22 protein-coding genes and 1 pseudogene are annotated in these 23,434 nt (G+C 44.6%); 6 read left to right on the top strand and 17 right to left on the bottom strand.

The window, feature by feature from the left end; translation table 11 throughout:
- Positions 1 to 40: 40 nt before the first annotated feature.
- On the bottom strand, positions 41 to 2,011 hold the full coding sequence (locus LIN78_RS12240) for an aminotransferase class I/II-fold pyridoxal phosphate-dependent enzyme (protein WP_227181125.1): 1,971 nt from the start codon (positions 2,009 to 2,011) through the stop codon (positions 41 to 43).
- 132 nt (positions 2,012 to 2,143) lie between these two features.
- Positions 2,144 to 3,262 carry an enoyl-CoA hydratase/isomerase family protein gene (locus LIN78_RS12235; RefSeq protein WP_227181124.1) on the bottom strand — a complete coding sequence of 373 codons (1,119 nt, stop codon included), beginning with the start codon at positions 3,260 to 3,262 and terminating at the stop codon, positions 2,144 to 2,146.
- 296 nt (positions 3,263 to 3,558) lie between these two features.
- Here LIN78_RS12235 and LIN78_RS12230 point away from each other — a divergent pair, with 296 nt between their 5' ends.
- Positions 3,559 to 4,395 (top strand): HDOD domain-containing protein, encoded by an 837-nt coding sequence (locus LIN78_RS12230; RefSeq protein WP_227181123.1) that lies wholly within the window; start codon positions 3,559 to 3,561, stop codon positions 4,393 to 4,395.
- A 226-nt stretch (positions 4,396 to 4,621) separates the two neighbouring features.
- Positions 4,622 to 5,554, top strand: coding sequence for a DHH family phosphoesterase (locus LIN78_RS12225; RefSeq protein WP_227181122.1), 933 nt, complete (start codon positions 4,622 to 4,624; stop codon positions 5,552 to 5,554).
- Positions 5,555 to 5,628: 74 nt separating this feature from the next.
- Here LIN78_RS12225 and LIN78_RS12220 read toward each other — a convergent pair whose 3' ends face one another.
- Positions 5,629 to 6,780 carry a methionine aminotransferase gene (locus tag LIN78_RS12220; RefSeq protein ID WP_227181121.1) on the bottom strand — a complete coding sequence of 384 codons (1,152 nt, stop codon included), beginning with the start codon at positions 6,778 to 6,780 and terminating at the stop codon, positions 5,629 to 5,631.
- A gap of 211 nt (positions 6,781 to 6,991) precedes the next feature.
- Between LIN78_RS12220 and LIN78_RS12215 the strand changes: the two genes are divergently transcribed.
- The 4 genes and pseudogenes from LIN78_RS12215 to LIN78_RS12200 all read left to right on the top strand — a co-directional run bounded on the left by LIN78_RS12215 (position 6,992) and on the right by LIN78_RS12200 (position 10,732).
- Positions 6,992 to 7,213, top strand: coding sequence for a ParD-like family protein (locus LIN78_RS12215; protein ID WP_227181120.1), 222 nt, complete (start codon positions 6,992 to 6,994; stop codon positions 7,211 to 7,213).
- Positions 7,210 to 8,004 (top strand): type I methionyl aminopeptidase, encoded by a 795-nt coding sequence (gene map, locus LIN78_RS12210; protein ID WP_227181119.1) that lies wholly within the window; start codon positions 7,210 to 7,212, stop codon positions 8,002 to 8,004. Before LIN78_RS12215 ends, map begins: the two co-directional genes overlap by 4 nt.
- Positions 8,005 to 8,512: 508 nt before the next feature.
- A complete protein-coding gene (locus tag LIN78_RS12205; RefSeq protein WP_227181118.1) occupies positions 8,513 to 9,046 on the top strand; it encodes a DUF4405 domain-containing protein in 534 nt (177 codons plus the stop codon).
- Between the two features lie 646 nt (positions 9,047 to 9,692).
- Positions 9,693 to 10,732 (top strand): annotated as a pseudogene (locus tag LIN78_RS12200) (IS481 family transposase).
- Positions 10,733 to 10,871: 139 nt separating this feature from the next.
- On the opposite strand, the gene LIN78_RS12195 reads toward LIN78_RS12200, so the two are convergent.
- From LIN78_RS12195 to LIN78_RS12135, 14 genes are all read right to left on the bottom strand, one after another.
- Positions 10,872 to 12,233 carry a jacalin-like lectin gene (locus LIN78_RS12195; RefSeq protein WP_227181117.1) on the bottom strand — a complete coding sequence of 454 codons (1,362 nt, stop codon included), beginning with the start codon at positions 12,231 to 12,233 and terminating at the stop codon, positions 10,872 to 10,874.
- A 120-nt stretch (positions 12,234 to 12,353) separates the two neighbouring features.
- Positions 12,354 to 12,776 carry a hypothetical protein gene (locus tag LIN78_RS12190; protein ID WP_227181116.1) on the bottom strand — a complete coding sequence of 141 codons (423 nt, stop codon included), beginning with the start codon at positions 12,774 to 12,776 and terminating at the stop codon, positions 12,354 to 12,356.
- Complete coding sequence (locus tag LIN78_RS18460) at positions 12,773 to 12,979, bottom strand: DUF7940 domain-containing protein (protein WP_444543521.1); 207 nt, start codon at positions 12,977 to 12,979, stop codon at positions 12,773 to 12,775. Before LIN78_RS18460 ends, LIN78_RS12190 begins: the two co-directional genes overlap by 4 nt.
- Before the next feature lies 1 nt (position 12,980).
- Positions 12,981 to 13,433 (bottom strand): CHAP domain-containing protein, encoded by a 453-nt coding sequence (locus LIN78_RS12185; protein ID WP_227181115.1) that lies wholly within the window; start codon positions 13,431 to 13,433, stop codon positions 12,981 to 12,983.
- Positions 13,434 to 13,494: 61 nt separating this feature from the next.
- Positions 13,495 to 14,472 carry a hypothetical protein gene (locus LIN78_RS12180; protein WP_227181114.1) on the bottom strand — a complete coding sequence of 326 codons (978 nt, stop codon included), beginning with the start codon at positions 14,470 to 14,472 and terminating at the stop codon, positions 13,495 to 13,497.
- A complete protein-coding gene (locus tag LIN78_RS12175) occupies positions 14,469 to 14,849 on the bottom strand; it encodes a hypothetical protein (protein WP_227181113.1) in 381 nt (126 codons plus the stop codon). The genes LIN78_RS12180 and LIN78_RS12175 overlap by 4 nt, the downstream gene beginning before the upstream one ends.
- A complete protein-coding gene (locus LIN78_RS12170) occupies positions 14,849 to 15,259 on the bottom strand; it encodes a hypothetical protein (RefSeq protein WP_227181112.1) in 411 nt (136 codons plus the stop codon). The genes LIN78_RS12175 and LIN78_RS12170 overlap by 1 nt, the downstream gene beginning before the upstream one ends.
- An 8-nt stretch (positions 15,260 to 15,267) precedes the next feature.
- Entirely contained in the window at positions 15,268 to 17,286 is a 2,019-nt protein-coding gene (locus tag LIN78_RS12165) for a hypothetical protein (protein ID WP_227181111.1), read from the bottom strand.
- Between the two features lie 13 nt (positions 17,287 to 17,299).
- A complete protein-coding gene (locus tag LIN78_RS12160; RefSeq protein ID WP_227181110.1) occupies positions 17,300 to 18,001 on the bottom strand; it encodes a hypothetical protein in 702 nt (233 codons plus the stop codon).
- A 60-nt stretch (positions 18,002 to 18,061) separates the two neighbouring features.
- Positions 18,062 to 18,568: a hypothetical protein gene (locus LIN78_RS12155; RefSeq protein ID WP_227181109.1), complete on the bottom strand. Its 507-nt coding sequence runs from the start codon at positions 18,566 to 18,568 to the stop codon at positions 18,062 to 18,064.
- Positions 18,568 to 21,627, bottom strand: coding sequence for a tape measure protein (locus LIN78_RS12150; RefSeq protein WP_227181108.1), 3,060 nt, complete (start codon positions 21,625 to 21,627; stop codon positions 18,568 to 18,570). Before LIN78_RS12150 ends, LIN78_RS12155 begins: the two co-directional genes overlap by 1 nt.
- A 276-nt stretch (positions 21,628 to 21,903) precedes the next feature.
- Complete coding sequence (locus LIN78_RS12145) at positions 21,904 to 22,230, bottom strand: hypothetical protein (RefSeq protein ID WP_227181107.1); 327 nt, start codon at positions 22,228 to 22,230, stop codon at positions 21,904 to 21,906.
- Positions 22,231 to 22,295: 65 nt separating this feature from the next.
- Positions 22,296 to 23,267 (bottom strand): BRO-N domain-containing protein, encoded by a 972-nt coding sequence (locus LIN78_RS12140; RefSeq protein WP_227181106.1) that lies wholly within the window; start codon positions 23,265 to 23,267, stop codon positions 22,296 to 22,298.
- Positions 23,239 to 23,400 (bottom strand): hypothetical protein, encoded by a 162-nt coding sequence (locus tag LIN78_RS12135; RefSeq protein WP_227181105.1) that lies wholly within the window; start codon positions 23,398 to 23,400, stop codon positions 23,239 to 23,241. The genes LIN78_RS12140 and LIN78_RS12135 overlap by 29 nt, the downstream gene beginning before the upstream one ends.
- Positions 23,401 to 23,434 lie beyond the last annotated feature (34 nt).

Here is a 23,434-nt window from a genome sequence, read left to right as displayed (position 1 = left end):
TACTACATTTCAGTTACATCATTTACACCAATTTTGGCAATTATTCGACCAAGGGCTTAATTATTGATTCTTCTTCGGATTTCAATACTCTAATGGTCGGAACATAGCCATCAAAGACAACACCGTGCATTTCAGTACGCTTATGGCTTTTCATCAGCCCAAGCAAGAAGGTTAAAATTTCTTCTGTAATTTCTTGCCCAGGGACTAAAGCAGGGATTCCAGGTGGATAAGGAACGATTTGATCCGCGCAAACCCGCCCAAACATGGCTTGATTGGGATGATCATCCTCGTCAATCATCGGCATCATCTCGCCTTCGGCATAATATGCATCTCTTGGCAGAAATTTTAGACGGGTAAACCCGGCAATATCTGGCGCACGGTAAAGGCGACGTGGCGCACGTTTCTCCCGCGCAATCCGCATCAATGCGTCATATAGCCTAGAAACCTTACTTCTGGTTGTCCCAATTGTCAGCAATAAAGTGACAGTATTGAAGGTCGATTTTTCAACTTGAATGTTGTAACGCTGGAATAATTCTTTCTGAAACTCTTCTGTAGTATAGCCAGAACCCGAGATATCAATCGTCACTTTGGTTGGGTCTAACTGAACGCCATCGTGCTTCACCTCGTCCGGCAAAAGGTCTTCTAATTCAAGCGCACGGAATATGCCTGTGCTGTTAATGCTCTGGCGAAGCTCTTTAGCTAATTCCAGTGTGCGGTTGAGAAGCTTAAAGCCCTCCATGGTGGCTTGTTTACGTCCTACGTCCAAACTAGCCAACATACTGTACTGCGGGCTAGTAGAGGCATGCATATTGAAATTCTCGCGGAAGATATGCTCGTTAAAATCGGGATCATTCACATGGATCATACTGGCTTGAGAAAACGCCGATAACACTTTGTGGGTGGATTGTGTCGCGTAATCGGCCCCTGCTTCTAGCGCAGTTGGGCGAAATGCAGGGTGGAAACGGGCGCAACCATACCACGCTTCATCAATAATGACCTTAATGCCTTTTTCATGCGCAGCTTTAATAATGGGCGGCAAGTCATAGCGAAGGCCATCATAGGTACAACTAGTTAAAATCAATACTTTGGCATCAGGATGTTTTTCGATAGCATCAAAGATGGCTGCTTTAGGCACCGTGCCAAAAACACCGTAAGTCTTATTCACGGAAGAGTTTAAGTAGATAGGATGTGCGCCAGATAGCACCACACCATGGTGAACAGATTTATGGCAATTTCTATCCAACAATAACTTATCACCAGGTGTCAGCAAGGTCTGGAAAATTACCTTGTTAGCTGTTGACGTACCATTGGTAGCAAAAAAGGTACGTTTAGCCCCAAATGCCTTGGCGGCGAGTTGCTGAGCATCCTCGATCACGCCTTTAGGATCAAGCAGGGAATCAAGCATATCCACAGAAACGGAAAGATCAGCGCGGAAGATATGTTCGCCCATAAATTCGTGAAAATCGTTCACCCAAGGGCTGCCGCGTAGCGAATCGCCAGAAGAATGCCCGGGCGTATGCCAGGCATCTTTAGCCATTAGCACATAGCTATGGAGCGCATCATAAAATGGCGTGCGGGCTTTTTCACCAATTTGCGCATGTAGAATGCGGAACCAACCACGGTAGTCACGTTCTTCTCTATAGAAGTAACCGGCAATAGCCTCACTAAACAAGACATCAACCACTTCGTCTTGCTGAGCCTCATCAATCATGATGTAAATGCCCACTTCTGGGCGTAATTCATGGATGCAATGCACTAACTCTAATGCACTTGCTTGGCGGTTTTCATTCTGCCTGGCTAGCGCGTAGAGATTATCGTCAATGAGAACGGTTTGAATTTCACCATCTTCGGCCAAAACGTCGAGTGCTTCGGTGGCGGTGGTTGCCCCTGTAAAAGTGATTCCAAATGGATTATCAAGATGTTTTGCAGCACTATTTAACCCATTGGTTAAACTACGCAGCACCATTTTTTCATCATTAATTACCAGCACTTTACTAATTGGCTTTGCCATTGCACCCTCTCCCAAGGGATTGCAGTTAGAAACGCTATTGTTCTTCGCTGCAATCTTCGATCACTCTGTGAAGATAAATAAAACACCACACAGAAATTGTGCAACAAAATGCTCAAATGTGCAATATAACGCTCAATTTAAATTCATTAACGGATGGTTGATGTTGGAAAAATCTGGATTCAAAAATTGATCGAGCACTTCTGTAGATACACCAGCCAAGCTAGATGCTTGCCATTTAGGTTCGCCGTCTCGATCAATTAATAGCGCCCTTACTCCTTCACTATAATCCGGATAAAGGCAACAATTGACTGATACCCACCACTCCAAGCGAAACGAATCAGCCAACGAAGCATGCTTTGCCTTTTCCTGCATTGCAAAAGCAAGATGTTGCGACAATGGGCTGCCTTTCGATAACTGAGTAAGCGCCGCATCCAACCAAGGCGTCATGCCTTTTAGGGTTAAAAGCGCAGAAACGGCTTTTGTCACTTGCTTTGCATGTAAAGCCCGGCTAATTGCTTGCCTTACCGGGAAAATATTCGCATCTGGCAATTCAAATGATTCTACTGCCGCCAAATCATTCATTAACAAGGTGATTAGATCATGATTACTGGTGGAGTTATCCGACCAAGGCAAGGAGAGCAAATCTGTTAAGCAGACGTCTTTTTGGCGATTCGCAAGACAATAGTCTGCAATGCCTAAACGCATGATGTCTCTAGGAAAAATAGAAGTGCCCGTTAAGGCAAGGAACTTGCCTAAGTTTCCCGGTAAGCGAGACAGAAACCAACTGCCACCAGCATCTGGATAAAGCCCAATATGTACTTCTGGCATCGCCATACGGCTAGTTTCAGTAATAATTCGATGTGAAGCACCTGCAAACAGCCCCCAACCACCGCCCATAACAATACCGCCACCCCACGCGATAATCGGTTTTGGGTAACGATGCAATTCATACTCTAAACCGTACTCCACCGCAAAATAGTTTTCTGCAAACGCCTTCGCCTCTTCTTTTGGCAAAGACTTCACTTGTTGATACATTTCGCGAATATCGCCACCCGCGCAAAAAGCACGCTCGGTTGAAGACGCTAATACCACTGCGACGACATCTTTGCGGTCTTTCCATTGCAGGATTTGGCTGGAAATAGTTTGCATCATCTCAAAAGACAACGCGTGCAATACCTCCGGCCGATCTAATGTCAGAAAACCAACCACATAGCCATTTGTCGTTCTCTTCTCTGCTACTTGCACGGTCATGTTGATGTGTCCTCTTTTGTTATGTGCTCATATCATACTTCCAGAATCCAAATGAAAATGATTTTTTTACACTTACATAAAATTTCAATCCAATTGAAATAAGATCTTAGCAACCCTAAATACAATTATTTATGCTTCATAACACATTGATCTAAAAACGCTTTCCAGCTTAGCTTGCGATATGCTTTATTAAATATCTCAAAATAAAGCAAAAAAGACCTTGCAGAGCGCTAATTGGCTACCTAATATGGGCTTAGGGCCTGTTGAAAACTTTTATAAAAACGGAGTGCACCAACATGAATATGGCAAGCATCTTTGAAAAAACCCATCAGCTGCCAACCATTCCTAAAGTGGTTCAGGAGCTGATTGATAGTTTTAATCAGGAAGATGTAGACATCTCTTCCATTGCGAAAAAAGTTGCCTTAGACCAGGTGCTAACAGCTAAAGTACTGCGTCTTGCCAACTCTGCCCACTATGGTGCCTCTCGAACGATTGGCTCTGTAGATGATGCAGTAGTGATTCTAGGATTTAATAGTTTAAGAACCTTGGTGATTGCCTCTGGTATTACCGGCTCGTTTAATGCGATTCCGGGCTTTGATACTGCAGCCTTCTGGAAGCATTGCCTTCACAGCGCAGCCATTGCCAAGTGGTTAGCTAAACACGGCACGAAAAAGCTCAACCAAGAACTCGCGTTTACCGCTGGTTTAATGCATGGTATTGGTCAATTATTGATTCACATTGCCTATCCTAAAGAATCTGCCACCTTGCACAAAACAGATGGTATTGGTTCATTAGAAGATCGCATCAAACTAGAACAAGCAGCTATTGGCATTGATCATGCGCAAGTAGGCGCAGAACTAGCCAAACGCTGGAACTTCCCTCTTCATATTCAGCAAGCGATTGCACTTTATGCCACACCTACTGCGCCAGAAGCAGCAGAAGCACTGTATGCTCAACTAACCCATTTGGCTGTGTTCTTGGCTACAGGCATTGAACAAGAGAATATCGAAGAAAAGCTGAAAACAGAATTCCCAGCTGCCGTAGCAGAAGTGTTTAGTTTTAATAGTGGCATGATTGAAGCAGCCCTATCCGATCTAAAAGCACTGGCACATGATATGGATGGTTTACTCTAACCCTTGTAGTTAGTGCCTCCGCCAAAGAAGCCCTTGAAAAAACAAGGGCTTCTTTTTTATTTGCTAATCAAAACATATAGATTCACTAGTGGTATCTTTTGATACTAATCATAAGAACGTCATCCAACGAATAAAAAATGAAAACCACACTTGAAAGCCCATAGAATGGTTGTCATACTGATTTGATAAATTAAGTTAATTTGCCTGTTACGGAGAATGTCGCATTATGTCGAACCAGAAATTCCGCTTGGTCACTCGCAGTGATTTCGATGGACTCGTTTGTGCTGTGTTATTAAACGAACTTGATTTAATTGATGACATTTTATTCGTGCACCCAAAAGACATGCAGGATGGAAAAATTGATATTACTGACCGTGATATCACTACCAACTTGCCTTATGTTGCTGCAGCCCATTTAGCATTTGATCACCATTTATCTGAAACCATCCGTAATACAGGTGACAACAAAAACCATATTATCGAGGCGACAGCACCCTCTGCTGCCCGTGTGGTTTACAACTACTACGGAGGCAAAGAGCGCTTTCCTGCCATTAGCGATGAAATGATGGAAGCGGTAGATAAAGCCGACTCTGCACAGTTCTCGCTTGAAGAAATTCTCAATCCAGATGATTGGGTCTTACTCAACTACCTAATGGATGCAAGAACTGGTCTTGGTCGTTTTAGAGAGTTTAGAATTTCAAATTACGCCTTGATGATGGACTTGATTGCCTATTGCAAGAATCACACCATCAAAGAAATCTTGGCGCTACCAGACGTACAAGAGCGCGTTACCCTTTTCCGTGAACACGAAAGCAAAGCAAAAGCACAGATTGAACGTTGTGCGACGATTCATCAAAATCTAGTGGTGCTTGATTTAAGAAACGAAGAAATCATTTATGCGGCTAACCGTTTCTTGATTTACGCAATGTACCCAGACACAAATATCTCTATTCATGTGATGTGGGGGCGTGAAAAACAAAACACCGTCTTTGCGACTGGTAAATCAATTGTGAACCGTTCTAGCAAGACCAATGTAGGCGAATTGATGCTTACTTATGGTGGTGGTGGACATGCCAATGCGGGGACCTGCCAAGTAGATACCGACAAAGCTGAGCAAACGCTCGCTGAATTAATTAAGAGCATTAAAGCGGCGGGCTAATTGGCTTTCACTACAAAAGTAAAAAAGGCAGATTCCACATCTGCCTTTTTTACTTTCATCGCCGTTGATATGGTTTAAGCCAACTTCAATAACCTTTCGTTCGCCTTATCTAAGGTAGCAAGTTCTTTAGCGAAGCAAAAACGAACCACCTGATCATCTTTCCCGCTCGCATAAAACGCAGAAATAGGAATACACGCCACGCCAATCTCTTTCGTTAGCCACTCAGAAAATGCCACATCCGACATCTGAGGTTGAATCTGAGTGTACTTAGCCAATTGGAAATATGTCCCCTGCCCTGGGATTAACTCAAACCCTGCTTTGTTTAAACCATCAGCAAGTAGGCGTCTTCTTTCAGCAAAGAAGCTAGCTAAACCTTTCCAATGCGCAGGTTCTTCAAGATGCTTCGCTAATGCATATTGGCTAGGCGTATGCACCGAAAATACTAGATACTGGTGAATCTTTCTAAATTCAGCCATTAATGCAGCCGGTGCAACACAATAGCCCATCTTCCAACCTGTCGCATGAAAAGTCTTTCCAAACGAATAGATGGCAAAACTTCTGCTTCTTAATGCCTCATGACTTAGCACGCTATGATGTTTCGCATCATCATGCACCAAGTGTTCGTACACCTCATCGGCTAATACTAATAAATCGTGCTTTTCTGCAATCATCGCTAGCTGATTGAGATCCTCACTAGAAAAATTGGTCGTTGCCGGATTATTTGGGTTATTGATGATGAGAAGCTTCGTCTTGTTAGAGATAGACTGTTCTACCAATGACCAATCAATCTGATAACTCGGTGCAGATAATTCTACGCGTTTCACCACCGCCCCTTGAGCAATCACTGCTGGAGCATAGCTATCGTAAGCGGGTTCAATAATGATGGCTTCATCACCCGCGTGTAAGACAGTCGCAATGACCGTAAAGATTGCCTGTGTTGCCCCTGCAGTAATCGTTATTTCGGTATCCGGATTCACACTAATACCGTGCTGAAGCGATAATTTCTGGCTAATGGCTGCCCGTAATACGGGCACACCAGTCATCGGCGCGTATTGGTTATGACCAGCGTTAGTAGCCTCTGCTAACGCGGCAGTGAGATTTGGGTGACAAGGATAATCAGGAAAACCTTGGGATAAATTAATCGCTTGGTGCTGATTTGCCAATTGGCTCATCACCGTAAAAATGGTTGTTCCCACTTCGGGTAACTTAGAAACCAGCTGCACCATAAGAGATCCTGTGAAGAAGTTAAAAGTGATCGCACATCAAGAGCAACTATCTTACGGACTTTATGACAAATAGACTACACCCAGCCTTGGTTTTGCTGGGTAGGCAGCAAATTGCAAAAGTCTTTCTTTTAAAACGGAATGAGATGGACTATCATTTAGAAAGTATATAGACCATATATATTTCGTATAACACTCAGATTAGGAAATTCTTTTGGGTATCGTAAAGATTTCTGAAGAGATGCATGAGCACCTGCGCGTGACTAGCACCGCGCTTAGCCGCTCGATTAACTCTCAAGCAGAGCATTGGTTGCGTATTGGCATGTTGGCGGAGCTAAATCCCCATTTGCAATACCACGAAATTTGCCGAATGCTCATTAATACCGAATATCAAACCGAAACTGCAAAATTGCAGTTTGTAGAGAAAGCCTCATGAACAGCAAACAAAAAGTAAAAATTAATACGCCAGCAGATATTGAAAAAGCACGCGAAGCCGGTGCCCTAGCCGCCAAAGTGCTAGAAATGATTCAAGAACATGTAAAACCAGGTGTCACCACCAATGAGCTTGATCAACTTTGCCATGACTACATCGTTAACGAATTAAAAGTAATCCCTGCGAATATCGGCTACCACGGTTATCCAAAAACCATTTGTAGCTCGGTTAACCATGTGATTTGCCACGGTATTCCATCAGACAAACCGTTAAAAAATGGTGACATTGTCAATATTGACGTGGCCATTATTAAAGATGGCTGGTTTGGTGATACCAGCCGTATGTACTTTGTTGGTGAAAGCAGCATTTTGGCCAAGCGCCTAGTAAAAACCACTTACGAAGCCATGGTTGCTGGTATTCAGGCGGTAAAACCGGGTGCAACACTAGGTGATATTGGCCATGCAATTCAAACCGTTGCACATCGCGAAGGGTTTAGCGTTGTACGTGAATATTGTGGGCATGGCATTGGCCAGATTTATCACGACAATCCGCAAGTATTGCACTATGGCAAAAAAGGTGAAGGCCTTGTGCTAGAGCCAGGCATGTTGTTTACCATCGAACCAATGATTAACGCGGGTAAACCACATATCAAAAATCTACCAGATGGTTGGACAGTCGTAACGAAAGACCACTCGCTTTCTGCACAGTGGGAACACATGGTCACAGTGACTGAGACTGGATACGATGTGCTTACCCATTGGCCAGATGGCTATGGCGAATACCAAGCGATTTAATCGTATTAAGATCGTCAGAAAAACGGGCATATTTGCCCGTTTTTTTATACCCACTATTGATAAAACCACACTATTTATAAAAAATTAACAATAAAATTACTTTGTGTTTTCAATAAATTTACATTTCTTAACAATATAATTGTATTGATAATTATTTTTATTTATTAATTTATAAAAATAGTTTTTACATCGATCCCCTTCTCCGTCCAAAAATACCTTCTCCGAACCTTCAATCAAGGTAATATGCGGCCTAGAGAACAGACAAACCCATGGTGACAAACTAATCAACATCCCTCCCTCCTTTGCATCACATTATCCAAAAGAGTTATTTCTTATTCATTTCTATTTAGCAATAATAGGTTAAGCAAATTACAAAATAGCCCTATTTTGTAAAATGCCCATTCACTTGTAAAAAGGTATTTCAATTTAAGGCAACTTAAAAACCATCTCGTTATAATGGGTTCTAAATAGAAAGATAAATAAATTTAGATGTTAGAAAGGGATGAATATGAATACCAGCACGACAACCGCCAACACGAGCAAAGCCATCAACAATCCAGGCTTTTTAAAAAAGAACGCAACCCAATTAGTTGTTCCACTTTCGATCATCGTCAGCATTACTGGCTTGATGATGTTCTTCCACATTGCCCAAGATAGCATTGAAGGTGCTCACGAATGGCTGGGGATTGCATTCATGGTGGCGATTGGCCTACACATGGCCAGAAACTTTAAGCCAATGCTAAATGTAATTAAAACCAACCGCGCAAAAGCATTTATCGCCATTGCAATCATCGTACTAGGTGCGTTTGTCTTTACACCAAAGAGCAAAGGCGAAAACCCTTTCAAACAAACCACTACCCTACTAATGAGCGCCAAGATTAGCGATGCCGCACCAGTGTTTGGTTTAAGTAATGAAGAAATGACAAAACGCCTATCTGCCGTTGCTGGCACCGCAGTGACGGGACAAGACTCTATTCAGTCTATTGCAACAAAGAGCAACCACAACCCAGTGGAGTTACTCGGTGCGGTTGTGAAGAAGTAATAAGGGAAAATGGGTTCAGCAAAGCTAAGTAATCCGTCATAAAGATAAAGCCCGCAATTTGCGGGCTTTATCTTTTAATACTGACAGCAAGCAGTTAGTTAAATCACTAGGTGATTATTCCCACTCAATTATTTTTTACACCGTAAGATCAAGTATTCATGCGGACTTTGAAAGCCATCGCACTTGAGATACCATGAAAGATACCATAATCAGAAACTTCAACTCTTTTTTAGTTGAAATTTAACTGGTTAATGTTTCTACTTTACCACACCAGAGATAGAATGCCAGATAGCAAAAAAACACACTGAGCATAAATAGAAACCCAAAACCCACTCTGTCAAGCCTTTACAACAATAGAACGCGAACGCCATCTTAATAAAAGGCGGCGGTTTCAATTCCCGCCGCCTCCACCATTTAAGAACCGTTTTTACGTGGCATAATGCGGCTGCCAGCGGCGCAGAATCAGGATATTTGAACGATAAAGCAGCGCATAGAGGCGCAAAAGAGCGCCTCAATCGTCGCACTTATATCGCACTTTACTTGAATTAGTCTCGACTTGATCTGACACATCGCCTTGCAAAGGTGAGAGTTACCAGTTTTGATTGTGGGTGTCGAATCCTTAATCAAAACCAAAAAGGTAACTCTCATGCTCTATAGTAACAATCCCATTATCAAACACAAGACAGGTTTACTCAATCTGGCAGAGGAACTGAGCAACGTCTCCAGGGCTTGCAAAGTCATGGGCGTGTCATGTGATACATTTTATCGTTATCGCGAACTAGTAGACGATGGCGGAGTAGACGCACTGATCGAAAAAAGTCGCAGAACTCCTAATCTCAAGAATCGTGTCGAAGAAGCCCTTGAACAGGCCGTAAGAGATTATGCGATTGAATTTCCTGCGCGTGACCAACACAGAACCAGCAATGAACTGCGTAAGCAAGGCATATTTGTCTCTGGCAGTGGTGTCCGCTCTATTTGGTTGCGGTATGACTAGAGAACTTTAAGAAGCGCCTGAAAGCCCTGGAAGCCAAGGTGGCTAGCGATGGCATTCAACTGACGGATGAACAGATTGCGGCGCTGGAGCGAAAGAAACACTATGATGAAGCGAGTGGTGAAATTGAAACCTCGCATCCTGGCTACCTTGGCTCGCAAGACACGTTTTATGTCGGCAACCTCAAAGGTGTCGGTCGTATCTATCAGCAAACTTATGTCGATACGTACAGCAAGATCACTCACTGTAAGCTCTACACCACGAAAACGCCTATCACAGCAGCAGACTTGCTAAACGACAAAGTACTTCCGTTTTAAGCGTTGCAACAGTTGCCAGTGCTTCGCATTTTAACGGACCGTGGCACAGAGTATTGTGGCAAGGTTGAACACCATTATTATCAGCTTTATCTGGCGATTAACGATATCGACCACACGAAAACCAAAGCGATGTCACCGCAAACGAATGGCATCTGCGAGCGGTTCCATAAGACGATTCTGAACGAGTTTTATCAGGTGACCTTCCGGAAAAAGTTGTATCAAACGCTGGAGGAACTGCAAAAAGATCTGGACGAATGGCTGTCTTACTATAACAATGAACGAACCCATCAAGGAAAGATGTGCAACGGCAGAACGCCAGTTGAAACATTGGTGGATGGGAAACGGATTTGGGCAGAAAAGAATCTGACTCGAATCTAATCTGACAGACACCAGCACAAAACTGGTAACTGTCAGATCAAGTCTGAGCTAGTACACTTTACTTAACCTTATCCGCCTAACAATTTAGATTGAGTCTAAACAGCATACACAATTCTATTTAGACTCAAAACCAAACTACTTAGATCAGGCCGCAAATACCAATTTTATCAAGGTACACATCAGATCGCCCCCAGAAACCAGTAACAAACTTGCCATTTAGAGGGATTTCAAACGGTTCTCCACCATTCTCCCCACACTCAATGAAGTTATTTTTACTGGTTTCAATTCTAAGCTTATTTATATAATCCCCAGCTCTTCCAGTAATTTTTGTAATACGCTCACCTTCCTCAAGCGTTAAGGAAACCTCTTTCGTTCCCCCTGACCCGCCATAACGCTTTCCTGGAACAGGATTATTGGAACTATCTTTTCTATCAATCTGAATTGAATCTACATAAATGCCACCGCGTAGAGTTATTTTTAAGATTTTCGGTGCGTCACTGCTATAGTCAAGAAAAGGGACTCCACCATTTCCGCCGTGACCACTTCCGTATATTTCTGATCTAATTCCTAATGCATCAATTGCACTTGCTGCACGACCTTGAAATCCTAGAATTTTCTTCCCATATTTTGGCTGTAGAACAAATTCATCTGTACCACCTGAACCACCATACGGTCCAAAAACTCGGCCCTTATTAGTAAAGAATGATATACGATCAATGTATGCACCATATCTTCCTGCTACTTTTGTTATATATTCATCGGCCTCAAGTTCAAACATATCTTCCTTGCCATCAGTCCATCCTCCTCCATGTAAACTGCCTTTTACTTCATTTCCCGACGCATCTAACCAATCTGTCTGAATGCTAAGCACAAAAGAAGAATGTCTTATTTTTATTCTTTTTATTGATGTCATATTTGTAACATCATCAGCAAAAGGAGAGCCACCACCTCCACCGAACATTGGTGTTCCAACACTCAGAGCAATATCCGATGGTAGATAGTAGACAATTATTGCGATAATTAAACCAATGAGCGCTAAAACAGCGAGTATTGCAACAATCAAACTTGCAACAGCGGCAACGACAGTTGCCACCACAATAGTAGAAGCTGTCAAAGCAGCGATCAAGCCTGCAACTGCTCCAATAATACCTACGATAGCAATAACACCAGAAATGACAAGCCCAGACCAAAGACCAAGCTGAACCAAAATATCTACAACAACATTTTTTATTGTTGCCTCTTCATCGTCAGACAAAGTAAGTCTTGAAGAATTGTTCAGATTTGTTGCAATCCGTTTTATATCTTCATTTGCAATAGCACGGGTAATAATGTCTTGCCACTGTTGAGTTGTAATCGATGAAATTTTACTAACATCATTTTCGGTCATTCCAATGTTATCAATTCGCTGCGCAAAATTTAACGCAGCTAATGGCGAGTCTATTAATAATTTTAATGCATCTGCTGGGACTGCATTTTCAAAAACTTCTACTGCATTTTGCATTTTCAATCTCTACGAGTTGTTAATAGAAATTTAAGCTTAGATCACGATATTCCATTGCGATATAACAAAGGCATTAAATAAATGTAAATTTATGTAAACGACATTAATTGACAACAGAAACTACCTCTGCAAATCATCCGCATACTGATAACAGGCCTTCAGCGCGGCTTGGAGGCGGTCTGCTCGGGCAGATTCCCCGACAAGAAAACTTGCGTCCTCTCTTGAAAGCTCGGACCCAGCGGTTCCCTTGATGTGAGCACGGGCGGTTTCTGGCATACGGCTGGGGCGGTTGTGCAGGCTGACAAGAGCAGACTGCAAGCGATTACTAATATCAGTCCTGTCTTGCTGCAATTGATTGATCGTGACATTTGTGTTCTCCTGTTGCGTTTTAAATCGCTGCATCTCTGCTGCATACGCTTTCGCGTCTGTTAGCTCCCATTCAGTCATAACTGCGGAAGCTCCTTTTAGATAGGCGACTATAGCAACAGCCAGCATAAGCAACCCGATAACAGCCCACCGATATGGAGCAGGGATTAGATTCATTCCTTTGCTCCCTGCTGTACGTTCCTAGCCAGAATCGCAGCTACAGCCACCACAACATAAAGCCAACCAGGTATGTAATCTTTAATCACCGGCAAAGCTTCCTGCAGTCCCGCTAGGAGGGGGATAACAGCCATCAATCTGACAGACCAAAATCGATGTAACGTAGTCCAATTCGTAACTTTCTTTACCTTTGTATATTTCATTTCAGAACCTCAGGAAACCTTTACACTTTGCGATTGAGCGCACCCTGCGACACACCACATAACCCTCACGAGATCCGTCATCATTCGTATTGCCTTCGATAGTATGAATATTTAAACCCTCTACCCGCTCAACAATGCCTGTATGACCAAGGCCTTTCCCAAAATCCATAATAAAAACATCACCAGGCTGGGGCACTGTCACGCGGTTCGCTGTCGACTTGTTCCACATATTTAGCACGCCGCCTGTCTTCGGAACTGTGTTAGCTATCTTCATTGCCTTTGCTGCTTGATCGTGAGACCAATAAACAAAAGCTGCACACCAGCTAGCCGCGAAGTTAATGCCTACCGATTTTAAATATCCAGATACTTCTGGCCCCCAGTTACTCCCTTTAGGCTGCTCTTGAACGCCAAGCTGAGAAACCGCCACCGCTAAAGCTTTTATACCCATACCCATAATGGATTCTCCAAATAAAAAACCCGCACATGGCGGGCCTCATATCAAAAAATTTAGTCAATCAAACCCAACAAACAGCGCCATCATTAGATGTCTTTACCTCATCAGTCATTGGTTGATAACTAGCCTCAAGATTGAGTGCAGTCACCACACCAGGTACGACTCCACCAGCAGTTACCAAGCGATGCTGGCCATTACTGTAAAAAGCAACGCAGTTACCCGCAGGCACAAAGCCGGTTTCCTCATCTTGGTCACCTTGCAGCAAGGCACTGCCAGTCAAGTAATCAGACGCAACAGTTAAATGCTCTTGTCTGCCAATGTATTCCAATGATCCGGTTGATGTATTGGTTTCATAGCTCGCCATCCCATGCACAAAAGCAAACATCGGCACGCCGACTTGACTCAATCCTAAGTAGCAAACTAGTTTTAGGTATGGATAGACACCGGCAGCAGGCATTGAGCCAGTATTTGCCGCGCCAAGAATCTCTGGCAAAGAGTCTGGCACCATGCGTATCGGAGCAGAAAGCGTCATTAACCATCCATCCGTACTTAACGTGGCCGTATAAAATGTGCGCGGTGTCAGCCCATAATAGAAGACAATAGAACGACCATCGAATGAAGCCTCTCTTACTGCGTTGTATTGATATGGATAACCAGGCAGAGACAACCATCCATCAATTGGCGTATCCGTCTGACTCAAATTACCAAACTGCCGATAGTAAAGCTTCTTTGATTGCGGATAAGCTGCTATCAGCCAATTGCCATCATCACTTGCCATCAACCAGCAATTAGCAGCAGATTCTGCACCGTAATTGGGTAAGTTCAATTCTTTACCATACAATAACTTGCCACCAGAGATCAGCGCGTAGTCTAACAATCCATCGGAACCGCTATACGCTGGCTGCCCGGGCTTTTTGAACACCGTCACCCAGCCGTTTGTTGGTTGCACATGCGGGCGAGTCGAGCCATCCGCCAAATGTAATTGTCCTGCCTTGACCCACCCATGATAACGATGACCAAACTGAAGGCCACGAATCATGATGACACCGCTATATCGACCGTGGTCCCGTCACTATTCTGTAGATGAATAGCGGTCACCACATCCAAATTGAAAGTAAACACACCATCCGTGCTGGTAAAGGTTCTTGTCTCATGGCTAACAGAACCTCCGGTTACCGTGCCACCCGAGCCACTGCTAGAGCCTCCCGTACTGCTTCCATTCGTATTCGTCCCAGCATTGCCTTCACCCTGCGTCGAGTTACCAGATCCACCGCCTGCGACCCCTGTTTGTGCTGGCACCCCGCCTCGTGAAGCAACTGAGGGCAATGGGGCTTTGACAGATTCCGTTGGCCCCGCATTAATGACCGCCTTTAAGTCTGCAACTTGCTTGCCTGAGAAATTAATACCGTTACTCATTACATCTCTACCAAATCGTTGGTACTAAGCTGTAGATTGGTATATTGACCAGCAACGGTTTGCTGACTCGTGATCCGCACCCAAAAGCTCACCGCGTTTGTCGGACCACTGAGCACCTTATTTCCCAATTCAATCGATGCACCTGCAACGGCAGTCGCTAAGCCAGCTGCTGTATTCGCTAACCGAATACTACTCACTGACTCACCCGCTTCAACTGCCTCAATGGAAAGAATGATCGGGTCGATATCGGGTGCTGTTTGCGCATAGAGGGTCTTACCTGAAGCCGGTGACCCAAAAAAGACTCGTTGATCTACTGCAGGCAAAGTCTCGTTCATATCCTGTGCGGCTGACAGCATGGTGAAAGGAACGGTCAGCCCTGCATCCATGTAAAAAGCAAAACTTAAACTCATATCGATTCCTAATTAAAAGTGACCGGATCAAATGGGATCGCCACCAAATGTTCATAGCTGAAAGAGAGGTCCAATGGGTCGGTGTCCGCCGCATCAATGGCGGGCGTATTCACTGCAACGGTATTGGTATAGCGAGGCTGATCATCTAAGATCGGGATTTCTTTGACCTTTAAGCTAATTACGACCCCGCCTTTAGAACGCCAGATATGTTCAATTAATTCTTTTTGTTGATTCGTCACGGAGCTTTCCGGTTCGGCTGCTGTTGCAATGGTTGCTGCCGTTGCCTTTTGTACAACTGTCACTACAGGCACTTCCGGCGCAGCCAATGCTTCCTCTTCTATCGTCCCTACCGCGATATCCGCAAAAAGACTAATTCGCGTCTCTGTAGAAGCTTCTCCTGTCTCAATATCAAACAAATGGACTAGGCGTGAGACTTTACCTTTCCCTTGTAAATGTCGAATATCTAGCTGTCCGGTTTGGTCTACATCCACAAAGGGCATGCAAGCGGTTTTCCATGTCACATGCGTTTGGCGATGAGTTGATAACATACTAGCCTTCGCAATCGCAGCGATGGTCTGAATGGCAAGATTCGCATCTTGGCGAGTCGCATCGGTTATTTCGGTTTGGTCGATCAAACTTGCTGGCAAACCTTGGCTATTCATTTGCACCCGAATACCGCCTTCCGACCAATCGGTGTAACTGATTGGTATTGAGGTGGTATCACTAAAATCAGACTCCCACGTACTGCTATCAAACGCTGCTTCTAAATTTCCACCAGAAACCTCGCCCTCCAGCTTGCCAAACTTATTGATGGAATCGGTCGCCTCGACACTAATTGCCCACGTTTCTGTGACGGTTTGCGCGACCTTGTGATTCAGTACAAGTCTCGCCCCCCAACAGTTAGGATCATCTGCAGCCGTGTAATGATTGACCCAGGCAAGACTGTAATCCCATACCGTCCAATCAATCGGCACAGAGATAATTTGCGAAGGCGGTTGTGACCGCCAGAACGCAGCAGACAAATGCCAAGAGGTAGAATCCACCGCACTAGTAAACAATTCCCTAGTGGGCGTTAACCACTTTGGCTGTAAGGCATACTGTGTCCCTGCAATCCTTTTCTCATAGACAAGGAAGTCGCGTAGGCTTATCCCCATATCCCATGAGACCTCATGACGATAAGTTCGCAATCGTTGATATCGATATTGAAACGCTGCTGTCACAGAATTCTTCATTTCTGCACGTCGAGAGAACTCAATCACGGGTTCCACATCTCCCCAAATGAGTGACTCATCAACGGTAAAGTGAGGGGTAACCGCCGATTGCCAGTTAGTGAGACGCGGTTGGCCATACACATCCAAGTCAAAGGAAGCCGCAACCGTCGATAGCCGATCCTCTGCATATTGGAGACTATTTGCCTCACTAGAAAATACGGCAGGAGACCAATACCCCCCCAACCATTCGGCAAGTGTTGCTCTATCTGCATTTGCCAATAATTTACGGCGATTATCTACACAAGAAAGCGTAATCACTTGCTGAGAGATGGCTAACTCGGGCAATTCCACTGATCCAGAAAACAAGCGGATACTACCGCCAGTTTTTAGCAGATCAAGTACGACTGATTGACCGGATAAGGATGCAATATCTTGTGGCCCTTCCAGTTGGCATTGCATGACCCTCTGGGTTCCTTCCTCCATCTCGACTCGACATTGGCCGATAAGATGAGCTGAGAAATCAATACCACCAATCAGCAAACGAAGAGACCAAGCCTGTGTCTCCGCCAACGCTTCTGGCGGTAACACTTGCAGCGCAATCGGCAACGTTAACTTACCTGATTGCGGTACCGTGATGTGAATCGGGAGCGTTAGACGACCATAGCGGTGTAACTGTATCGACAATGGCAAGCTTGATCGTCCATGCGCAGAACCGACAAATACAGCGAGTGGCAATACTACTTTAGTCGATCCGCCTGCATTGCTTTCTGGATAGCCATTCAATGGGGCAATGAGTAATCCACCACTGTTTAACATGATTGACCTTTACTTATAGATACAAAAGCGTATCAGGCAGCGCAATTGCTTGTGTCACGACAAATAAACTTGCAGGCCCATAACGCATCAATGGCACACCTTGCACAATCACCCCTGGCAATTGCTCACTAAATATCCATGTCCATGGAGAACCATCTGACTGAATCAGGCCGCTAGGTGGGCCATTTTGATCATCAAAGAAACTGTAAGACTCTGTACCTGCAGAGGCATCCATTAGGCACCAATCTAACGTCGAAGCCGGCACAGTGATTGGCAGATATAACCCACCGATATTTAGGCGATAAGCCCCTTGAGGCGACAGATCAACTCGCCCATTGATGGGAGTTAGTTCATTCTGCCAATCAAACTTAGGTAGACTAGCAACGGCATTCTCTAAATTCGCCAACACCACTTGCGGCATATCGCAATACACCTTGCTACCTGCCGGAAAGTCAAATGGCCCAACCGATCCAATCCAATCTGTACTGATCCGATCCGCTTTACGGGTGAGTGTAGTCCCATCCCAAAGCACCACCTCTTTCAAACTGTTATCGGGTGAAACAATCGTTAACCAGACTTGATAGTCGCCAGCTGCATTCACGAGCATGGTTTCCACTTCTGATTCAGCAAGTAGCCCCGTCAAACTTGTTGCACCAGCTAGTAACTCTGCAGATAACGTGGTTTGATAGTTGTTCATCCAAACAGACATAACCATGGAAAACTCCAAATAAAAAACCCGCACTAGGCGGGTTTCATTTCGTTCATTTATTTACGCTTACACTTCTTCTAAGGTCAATTGCCAACTGTAATCCCCACTCGCATGATTAAATGCTTCAGAGACATCCATGACACAAACCAATAGCTCTGGCCAGTACATCACCCGATAGGAAGTAGCTGCTATATTCTCGTCGACAAGAACACTTTGTCCTGATTGAGAAAAGCCAATAGGCAAGTATTCACCATTTACCTGAGCAAATGCCTTAATACCTTCATCCATTCGCCTAGCTAAAGGAATCTCAAAAGTGCGTGCAAGACTATCTATCGCCCTTGGCTGAATGCAGGAAAGTACAACTTGCCGGCCTCGATACATCCCACTATCAGATGGCCTCCAGCCATTTCCTGAGATAGTTGTTTTTAGCTTTTTCCACAAAGAGGTGACGGATAGCCGGCCATTCAATGTCCGCACAGACTTCATTCCACCATCTACATTCGCATAGTTCTGTTGAATATCATGCAAAGTATCCAGAGGAACACCTATACCATCGAATTTTAGCGAAATCATCAGACCCCCAATCTTAATCGCGCTAATTTGATCGCCCTACCCAACTCACTCGCTTGATCTGGTGTTGCACTGAGAGAAATTGAATCTCCAGAAGGCAACGTCAAATGAATTGGATGCAATGCTGAACTAGAATTCGCACCGACCATCTCAGGAATATCAGGCATTGCCGAAGCAATTCTTGATACAAGCGAAGGCGCAGAACGAACTAGCCCACCCACGGCAAACTTTGGCAACGAACCATAGCGGTTGATGTATTCCAAAGCACTTCGCCCAAGAGACGATACACTAGAGGCTTTTACGACATATTCACCGTTTGATAGCCACGATAGAATCTTGTCATCGGTCGGTCCTCCCTCCCCTGAAATATAGCCACCAGTTGCATTTTTTTGTGCAGCAGGAGTAGACGAGGCACTTGATTGCTGAGCTGTAACAGGAATCGTTATCCCAGCACCGACTTTTTCTTTAAACTTCTGCATGATCGAGTCCAGATCAAGCATTGCTTTTTCTGTACTAAAACCGATTTGGATATTCTTCACCACCTCCAACTTGGTTTCGATCTCTTTAATCATCTCAGTCGCTTTTTCTACCTGGGTTTTAGCGTTATCCTCTTGCTTTGCACCAATTTGGTCTTCAAGTTTTGCGGCTTCTTTTGCGTACTCACCTAAAATATCTGATCCAATTTTCCCAGCCGAATTGGCATCTTGAATCATCTTGGCCAGCGCATCGAATTGCTGCTTAGCTTTCTCAATATCTTCAGTTGAACCGCTTTGGTTAGCCGCTACCGCCGCCGATCGCGTCTTAGTCATTTGCTCTTGAACATCAAGAACATTGAGTTCATCGGCACTTTTTCCACCACCAGTTAAATCAGCGGAAATGGACTTCCAACGATCTGCAGCCTGCTTTCTCGCATTCACTGCATCAGATAACTGCTGCGTCGCTTTATCAAGCTGCTTTTTCTCAGCAGCCAATGCCGCTTCAAGACCGGAAATCATCCCTTTACGAATAGCATTCACACCATCCGCATACTGCGATTCCATTTGGACTCGCTTAGTCTGGTAACTACCGAGATCCTGTAGCGCCTGAGCGTATCTGGCGCGCTCGGTATTCGCCGCTGCCCATGCCTGATCATCGCCTTTTGCAATCGCCTGCTGCATCGCATTCAGGTAAAGGTCATACTTTGCTTTCAGACCTTGCCGGTATTCCGTTAAGTCCGCGCTAGTCATTGAAGAAAACTGACTTTTATCTAGAATGGCTCCGCCATAACTATTGTTATCAAGCTCCTTATGCAGTCGAATAAAATCATCGGTTAGTTTATTAATCTGCTTTTGTAGCTCGATTGCACGATCTGCCGGCCCTTTTAATGCCACGCCAAGGCCAACCACCGCCCCAACAGTCACTACCAGCGGCCAACTAGCTAGCGATGCTCCGAATAAAACCGCAGATCTAACCGCCGAACCGATCATCACACCAGCGCCACCAGATGCCGATCCGATCGCTTCAACACCAATCACCGCCCTAGCCAAGCCAGTACCAAATTGCGCCAACTTGGCTACCCCAAAAGCAGTCGCCAAAGTTGCCACGGCTGGCACAGCATAAGATGAGGCCCCCGCTAGTGCTACAGCCCCTTTTGCAAAAGTTTCAACGACAGTGACCGCCCCACTAACCGCATCACTAATTTTCTGAGCCCATTCTTCTAATTCACCGGAATCCTTTAACTCTTTGAACTTCTGAATCAGCTCATTCAGGATGTCTTTTAACTCTTTCAGCAAGCCCGCCTTGCCGATTGCATCTAAAAACTCATTCCATAAATCAATCGCATTACTGACCAAGCCATTCCATGTCGCCATCTGGTCATTTGCCGCACCTGCGGAAGCCTTACCCATTTCAGCCAGCAGTTTCTTGATTACATCGCGACCAAGCTCACCGTTAGCACTTAAGGTCATCAATTCTTCAGAGGTTTTTCCTGTTGCCTTGCTAAGCAAATCCCAGACAGGAACACCTCGCTCGACAAGCTGCATGATTTCCTCACCCTGCAACTTACCTTTTGCCCATGCCTGACCAACCGCTAACGTAATACCATTTAGGGTTTCCATGCCACCGCCAAGCTTAGCGGACTGATCTGTAATGACCTGCATGGTGCCGTCCATCGGATCTAGCCCAAAGCTACGCAACCGATTAAATGCATCTGCAACCTCAGTCACCTGAAAAGGTGTTCTAGCTGCAAAATCCTTTACCCATGCGAAGGCTTGCTGACCAGCGGCAGCAGACCCCATCACTGCCTTCATGCGGATTTCTAATTGCTCGAACTGGGCGGCAACCTCTACGACCTTCTTAACCGCATTCAATGCAGGCATCAACGCAAAATATGCGGTCGTCACCCCTAGAATTGTTTTTTGCAGTTTAGTAAAGCCTAACGTGACCGCATTTACTGGCTCAGCACCACCATTTAATTCTTGATAAAGCGTCTTTAAACGATTACCACCCGCCTCTTGAGCCCTTGCCAGCTCTTTCCAATCGGTCGTATTCGCTCGAATTAATGACTGCGATTTAACTAGGTAATTGATTTCAGCCTGAATATCCGCTGTTGATCGAATACCTAAGGCACTTCTAGCATCAGTCAATCCAAGAGGTGCAAGCTTTAACCCCTCCATTTTTGACTTTACTTGCGTGATTGCATCGGAATAGCTCTTGGTATCGATCCCCGCCGCTTTTAACTCTCCACGCAGCGTTGTTAACGCTGTTTTTTTACGATCAAAGGCGGCCTTAGCCTTTTCCGCTTCTGCCGCTGCTTTATCAATAGCTGCATTCAAAAAAGGTATGTCACTACCCGTTTTAGCCGCAGCGTCATTTAAGGCTTGAAGCTGTTTTTTTGCTTCAAACCATACATTTGCAGCAGCCCTTGCATCAGTTTGCAACCGACCATACAATTGTAGTTTTTTTAATGATCCGGACAAACTCGCCATGGTTGAATCATAGCTAGACTCGACAACCTTTAACGCCTTGGTAAAATCAGAAGCATCACCTGTCAGTCTTACCGATACAGCCAATTCTTTACTCATAAAACACCATGCCTATCATTCTTCTTCCATTTATTTTTGCTACGATACTTTTTGCGGGGTCAGCGGTTTACTTTCTCTTTAGCTTGATTGGTATCCCACCATTTGCAACCAGCATCATCATTACCGCTTGCTTTTTAATGAGCTTCAAGAGAAAAACCAATCAACGCACACACTATTGAGAACGCTGCAAAAACTCTAACGCACTCAAAAAAACATCGAATGGATATGACCAAGCATTGATATGGCCTTGGCTGATTAGATAGAAGACTGAATGAGCTAATTGCCGCCCAAACTCGTTTCTCGATCCACCGCGACCATGTTCCGCACTCGATCTTTCAAAGCGAAAAAACGCGGGTTTAGCTTGGTTAATTGCTCCTCCAGCGCATCTAGATCCGTTTGTGTTAACGCTCCAAAATCAGGACTACCCTCGACCATATAAGCCAACTCTGATAGCGTAAATTTGTCGGAGATTAGTGAGCCAACTAAATCAAACTCGCCCTCATGTGAATCGGCGTTTTTAATCATTGCCTGAATTTCTTGTACGGTCATTTCCTTTAAAAGTAACTCACCAGCATTCGTATTTAGCGACTCAACTTTACGCATTTCCTACTCCTAAAAAGAAGAAAGGCCCGGATTAATCCGAGCCCTATCAAACAACTTGTCCAATCCTAAAGGATGGGTATGATGTCAACTGACTTTCGATAAAACGGCTCGCAACTCAACTTGACCCGATGCAAGACCTTAGCTGTGGCATATGGTTCTACATATGCTGATTTCATCCTGCCAGCTAAGGGAGAGTGCAATATGCTCAAAGCTCTATAAACCTCGTCATGAACTGGCTTTACTATTTCGATGATGGACAGCAAGCAATACAGGTTGTGCGCATCATTAGCAGAGATACTGACAGTTAGTTCGGCTGTCTCTTTTGGCAAATACTCACCAAACACCGCCTCACGACTCATCAAGCTAATCACTTCTGCGAAATCATCGGGCGGCACTTCTTTATAACTAACACCAAACTTGCTTTTTACAGATGACCACAAGCGAATCGCCAGCCGTGCCTGCTTGTCTTTTGGTGCAGCTAGGACCAATGTGCGGTGATGAGCCTTAACCACCTCTTGCTGCTCAATGGTTAATCCGTTCGGTAACGCTTTACGGGTTTCTGCCTTGCGGTAGTTCGGATTAACTGCCACACCTTCATTTACATACTGATCCAGAATATCCAAGACCCACTTGCGGAAAGCTTTTGCAACAGTGGTACGGGCAAACATAGACAGTAAGTGAGCACCGCGAAGAGAGAAAATTCGCACAGTTTTGTACTGTAACTCCTTGTTTTCATTACTGACGGTCAATTTGACCGTCTGGGTCATCTCGGGAGAAAACTCATCATAATTGCGGTCGTAAATGCGACGAATTGAACTATCATCCTTATAGCCAAGAGCATTGGCAATATCCACAGACTGCAACCACTGCTGACCATCACGCTGAACTACATCAAAAGTTGTGTTGCCAAAAGTTAGTGCTGTGGTATTATTCATCTCATAGTTTCCTTTAGTCGGATACTTTGCATTCAACGCCTCACCGGTTGCCGCCAGTGGGGCGTTTCTCATTTCAGGCCGCTTGTTGTTGCTTCGCTTCATTTTTCATTGCCTCCTTGATCAAATTTCGAACGATCCAGTTCATACTTCTTTCTTGTGCATCGGCTTGCTTTTCAAGCCACTCTTTCTCTGTTTCAACTAAACGCAGGGAAAATGGTGTTTCAGGCTTCTTCATTTTAATATCCTTTTTTAATGGATCACCGTGATCC

Source organism: Leeia speluncae (genome assembly GCF_020564625.1).
In the GTDB taxonomy this organism is placed as follows: domain Bacteria; phylum Pseudomonadota; class Gammaproteobacteria; order Burkholderiales; family Leeiaceae; genus Leeia; species Leeia speluncae.
This window is presented reverse-complemented; position numbering and strand designations above follow the sequence as displayed.

Excerpts from the sequence above, each read along its gene's own strand:
- LIN78_RS12240 (WP_227181125.1), bottom strand. The coding sequence starts at position 2,011 with ATGGCAAAGCCAATTAGTAAAGTGCTGGTAATTAATGATGAAAAAATG.
- LIN78_RS12235 (WP_227181124.1), bottom strand. The coding sequence starts at position 3,262 with ATGACCGTGCAAGTAGCAGAGAAGAGAACGACAAATGGCTATGTGGTT.
- LIN78_RS12230 (WP_227181123.1), top strand. The coding sequence starts at position 3,559 with ATGAATATGGCAAGCATCTTTGAAAAAACCCATCAGCTGCCAACCATT.
- LIN78_RS12225 (WP_227181122.1), top strand. The coding sequence starts at position 4,622 with ATGTCGAACCAGAAATTCCGCTTGGTCACTCGCAGTGATTTCGATGGA.
- LIN78_RS12220 (WP_227181121.1), bottom strand. The coding sequence starts at position 6,780 with ATGGTGCAGCTGGTTTCTAAGTTACCCGAAGTGGGAACAACCATTTTT.
- map (WP_227181119.1), top strand. The coding sequence starts at position 7,210 with ATGAACAGCAAACAAAAAGTAAAAATTAATACGCCAGCAGATATTGAA.
- LIN78_RS12205 (WP_227181118.1), top strand. The coding sequence starts at position 8,513 with ATGAATACCAGCACGACAACCGCCAACACGAGCAAAGCCATCAACAAT.
- LIN78_RS12195 (WP_227181117.1), bottom strand. The coding sequence starts at position 12,233 with ATGCAAAATGCAGTAGAAGTTTTTGAAAATGCAGTCCCAGCAGATGCA.
- LIN78_RS12190 (WP_227181116.1), bottom strand. The coding sequence starts at position 12,776 with ATGAATCTAATCCCTGCTCCATATCGGTGGGCTGTTATCGGGTTGCTT.
- LIN78_RS18460 (WP_444543521.1), bottom strand. The coding sequence starts at position 12,979 with ATGAAATATACAAAGGTAAAGAAAGTTACGAATTGGACTACGTTACAT.
- LIN78_RS12185 (WP_227181115.1), bottom strand. The coding sequence starts at position 13,433 with ATGGGTATGGGTATAAAAGCTTTAGCGGTGGCGGTTTCTCAGCTTGGC.
- LIN78_RS12180 (WP_227181114.1), bottom strand. The coding sequence starts at position 14,472 with ATGATTCGTGGCCTTCAGTTTGGTCATCGTTATCATGGGTGGGTCAAG.
- LIN78_RS12175 (WP_227181113.1), bottom strand. The coding sequence starts at position 14,849 with ATGAGTAACGGTATTAATTTCTCAGGCAAGCAAGTTGCAGACTTAAAG.
- LIN78_RS12170 (WP_227181112.1), bottom strand. The coding sequence starts at position 15,259 with ATGAGTTTAAGTTTTGCTTTTTACATGGATGCAGGGCTGACCGTTCCT.
- LIN78_RS12165 (WP_227181111.1), bottom strand. The coding sequence starts at position 17,286 with ATGTTAAACAGTGGTGGATTACTCATTGCCCCATTGAATGGCTATCCA.
- LIN78_RS12160 (WP_227181110.1), bottom strand. The coding sequence starts at position 18,001 with ATGGTTATGTCTGTTTGGATGAACAACTATCAAACCACGTTATCTGCA.
- LIN78_RS12155 (WP_227181109.1), bottom strand. The coding sequence starts at position 18,568 with ATGATTTCGCTAAAATTCGATGGTATAGGTGTTCCTCTGGATACTTTG.
- LIN78_RS12150 (WP_227181108.1), bottom strand. The coding sequence starts at position 21,627 with ATGAGTAAAGAATTGGCTGTATCGGTAAGACTGACAGGTGATGCTTCT.
- LIN78_RS12145 (WP_227181107.1), bottom strand. The coding sequence starts at position 22,230 with ATGCGTAAAGTTGAGTCGCTAAATACGAATGCTGGTGAGTTACTTTTA.
- LIN78_RS12140 (WP_227181106.1), bottom strand. The coding sequence starts at position 23,267 with ATGAAGCGAAGCAACAACAAGCGGCCTGAAATGAGAAACGCCCCACTG.
- LIN78_RS12135 (WP_227181105.1), bottom strand. The coding sequence starts at position 23,400 with ATGAAGAAGCCTGAAACACCATTTTCCCTGCGTTTAGTTGAAACAGAG.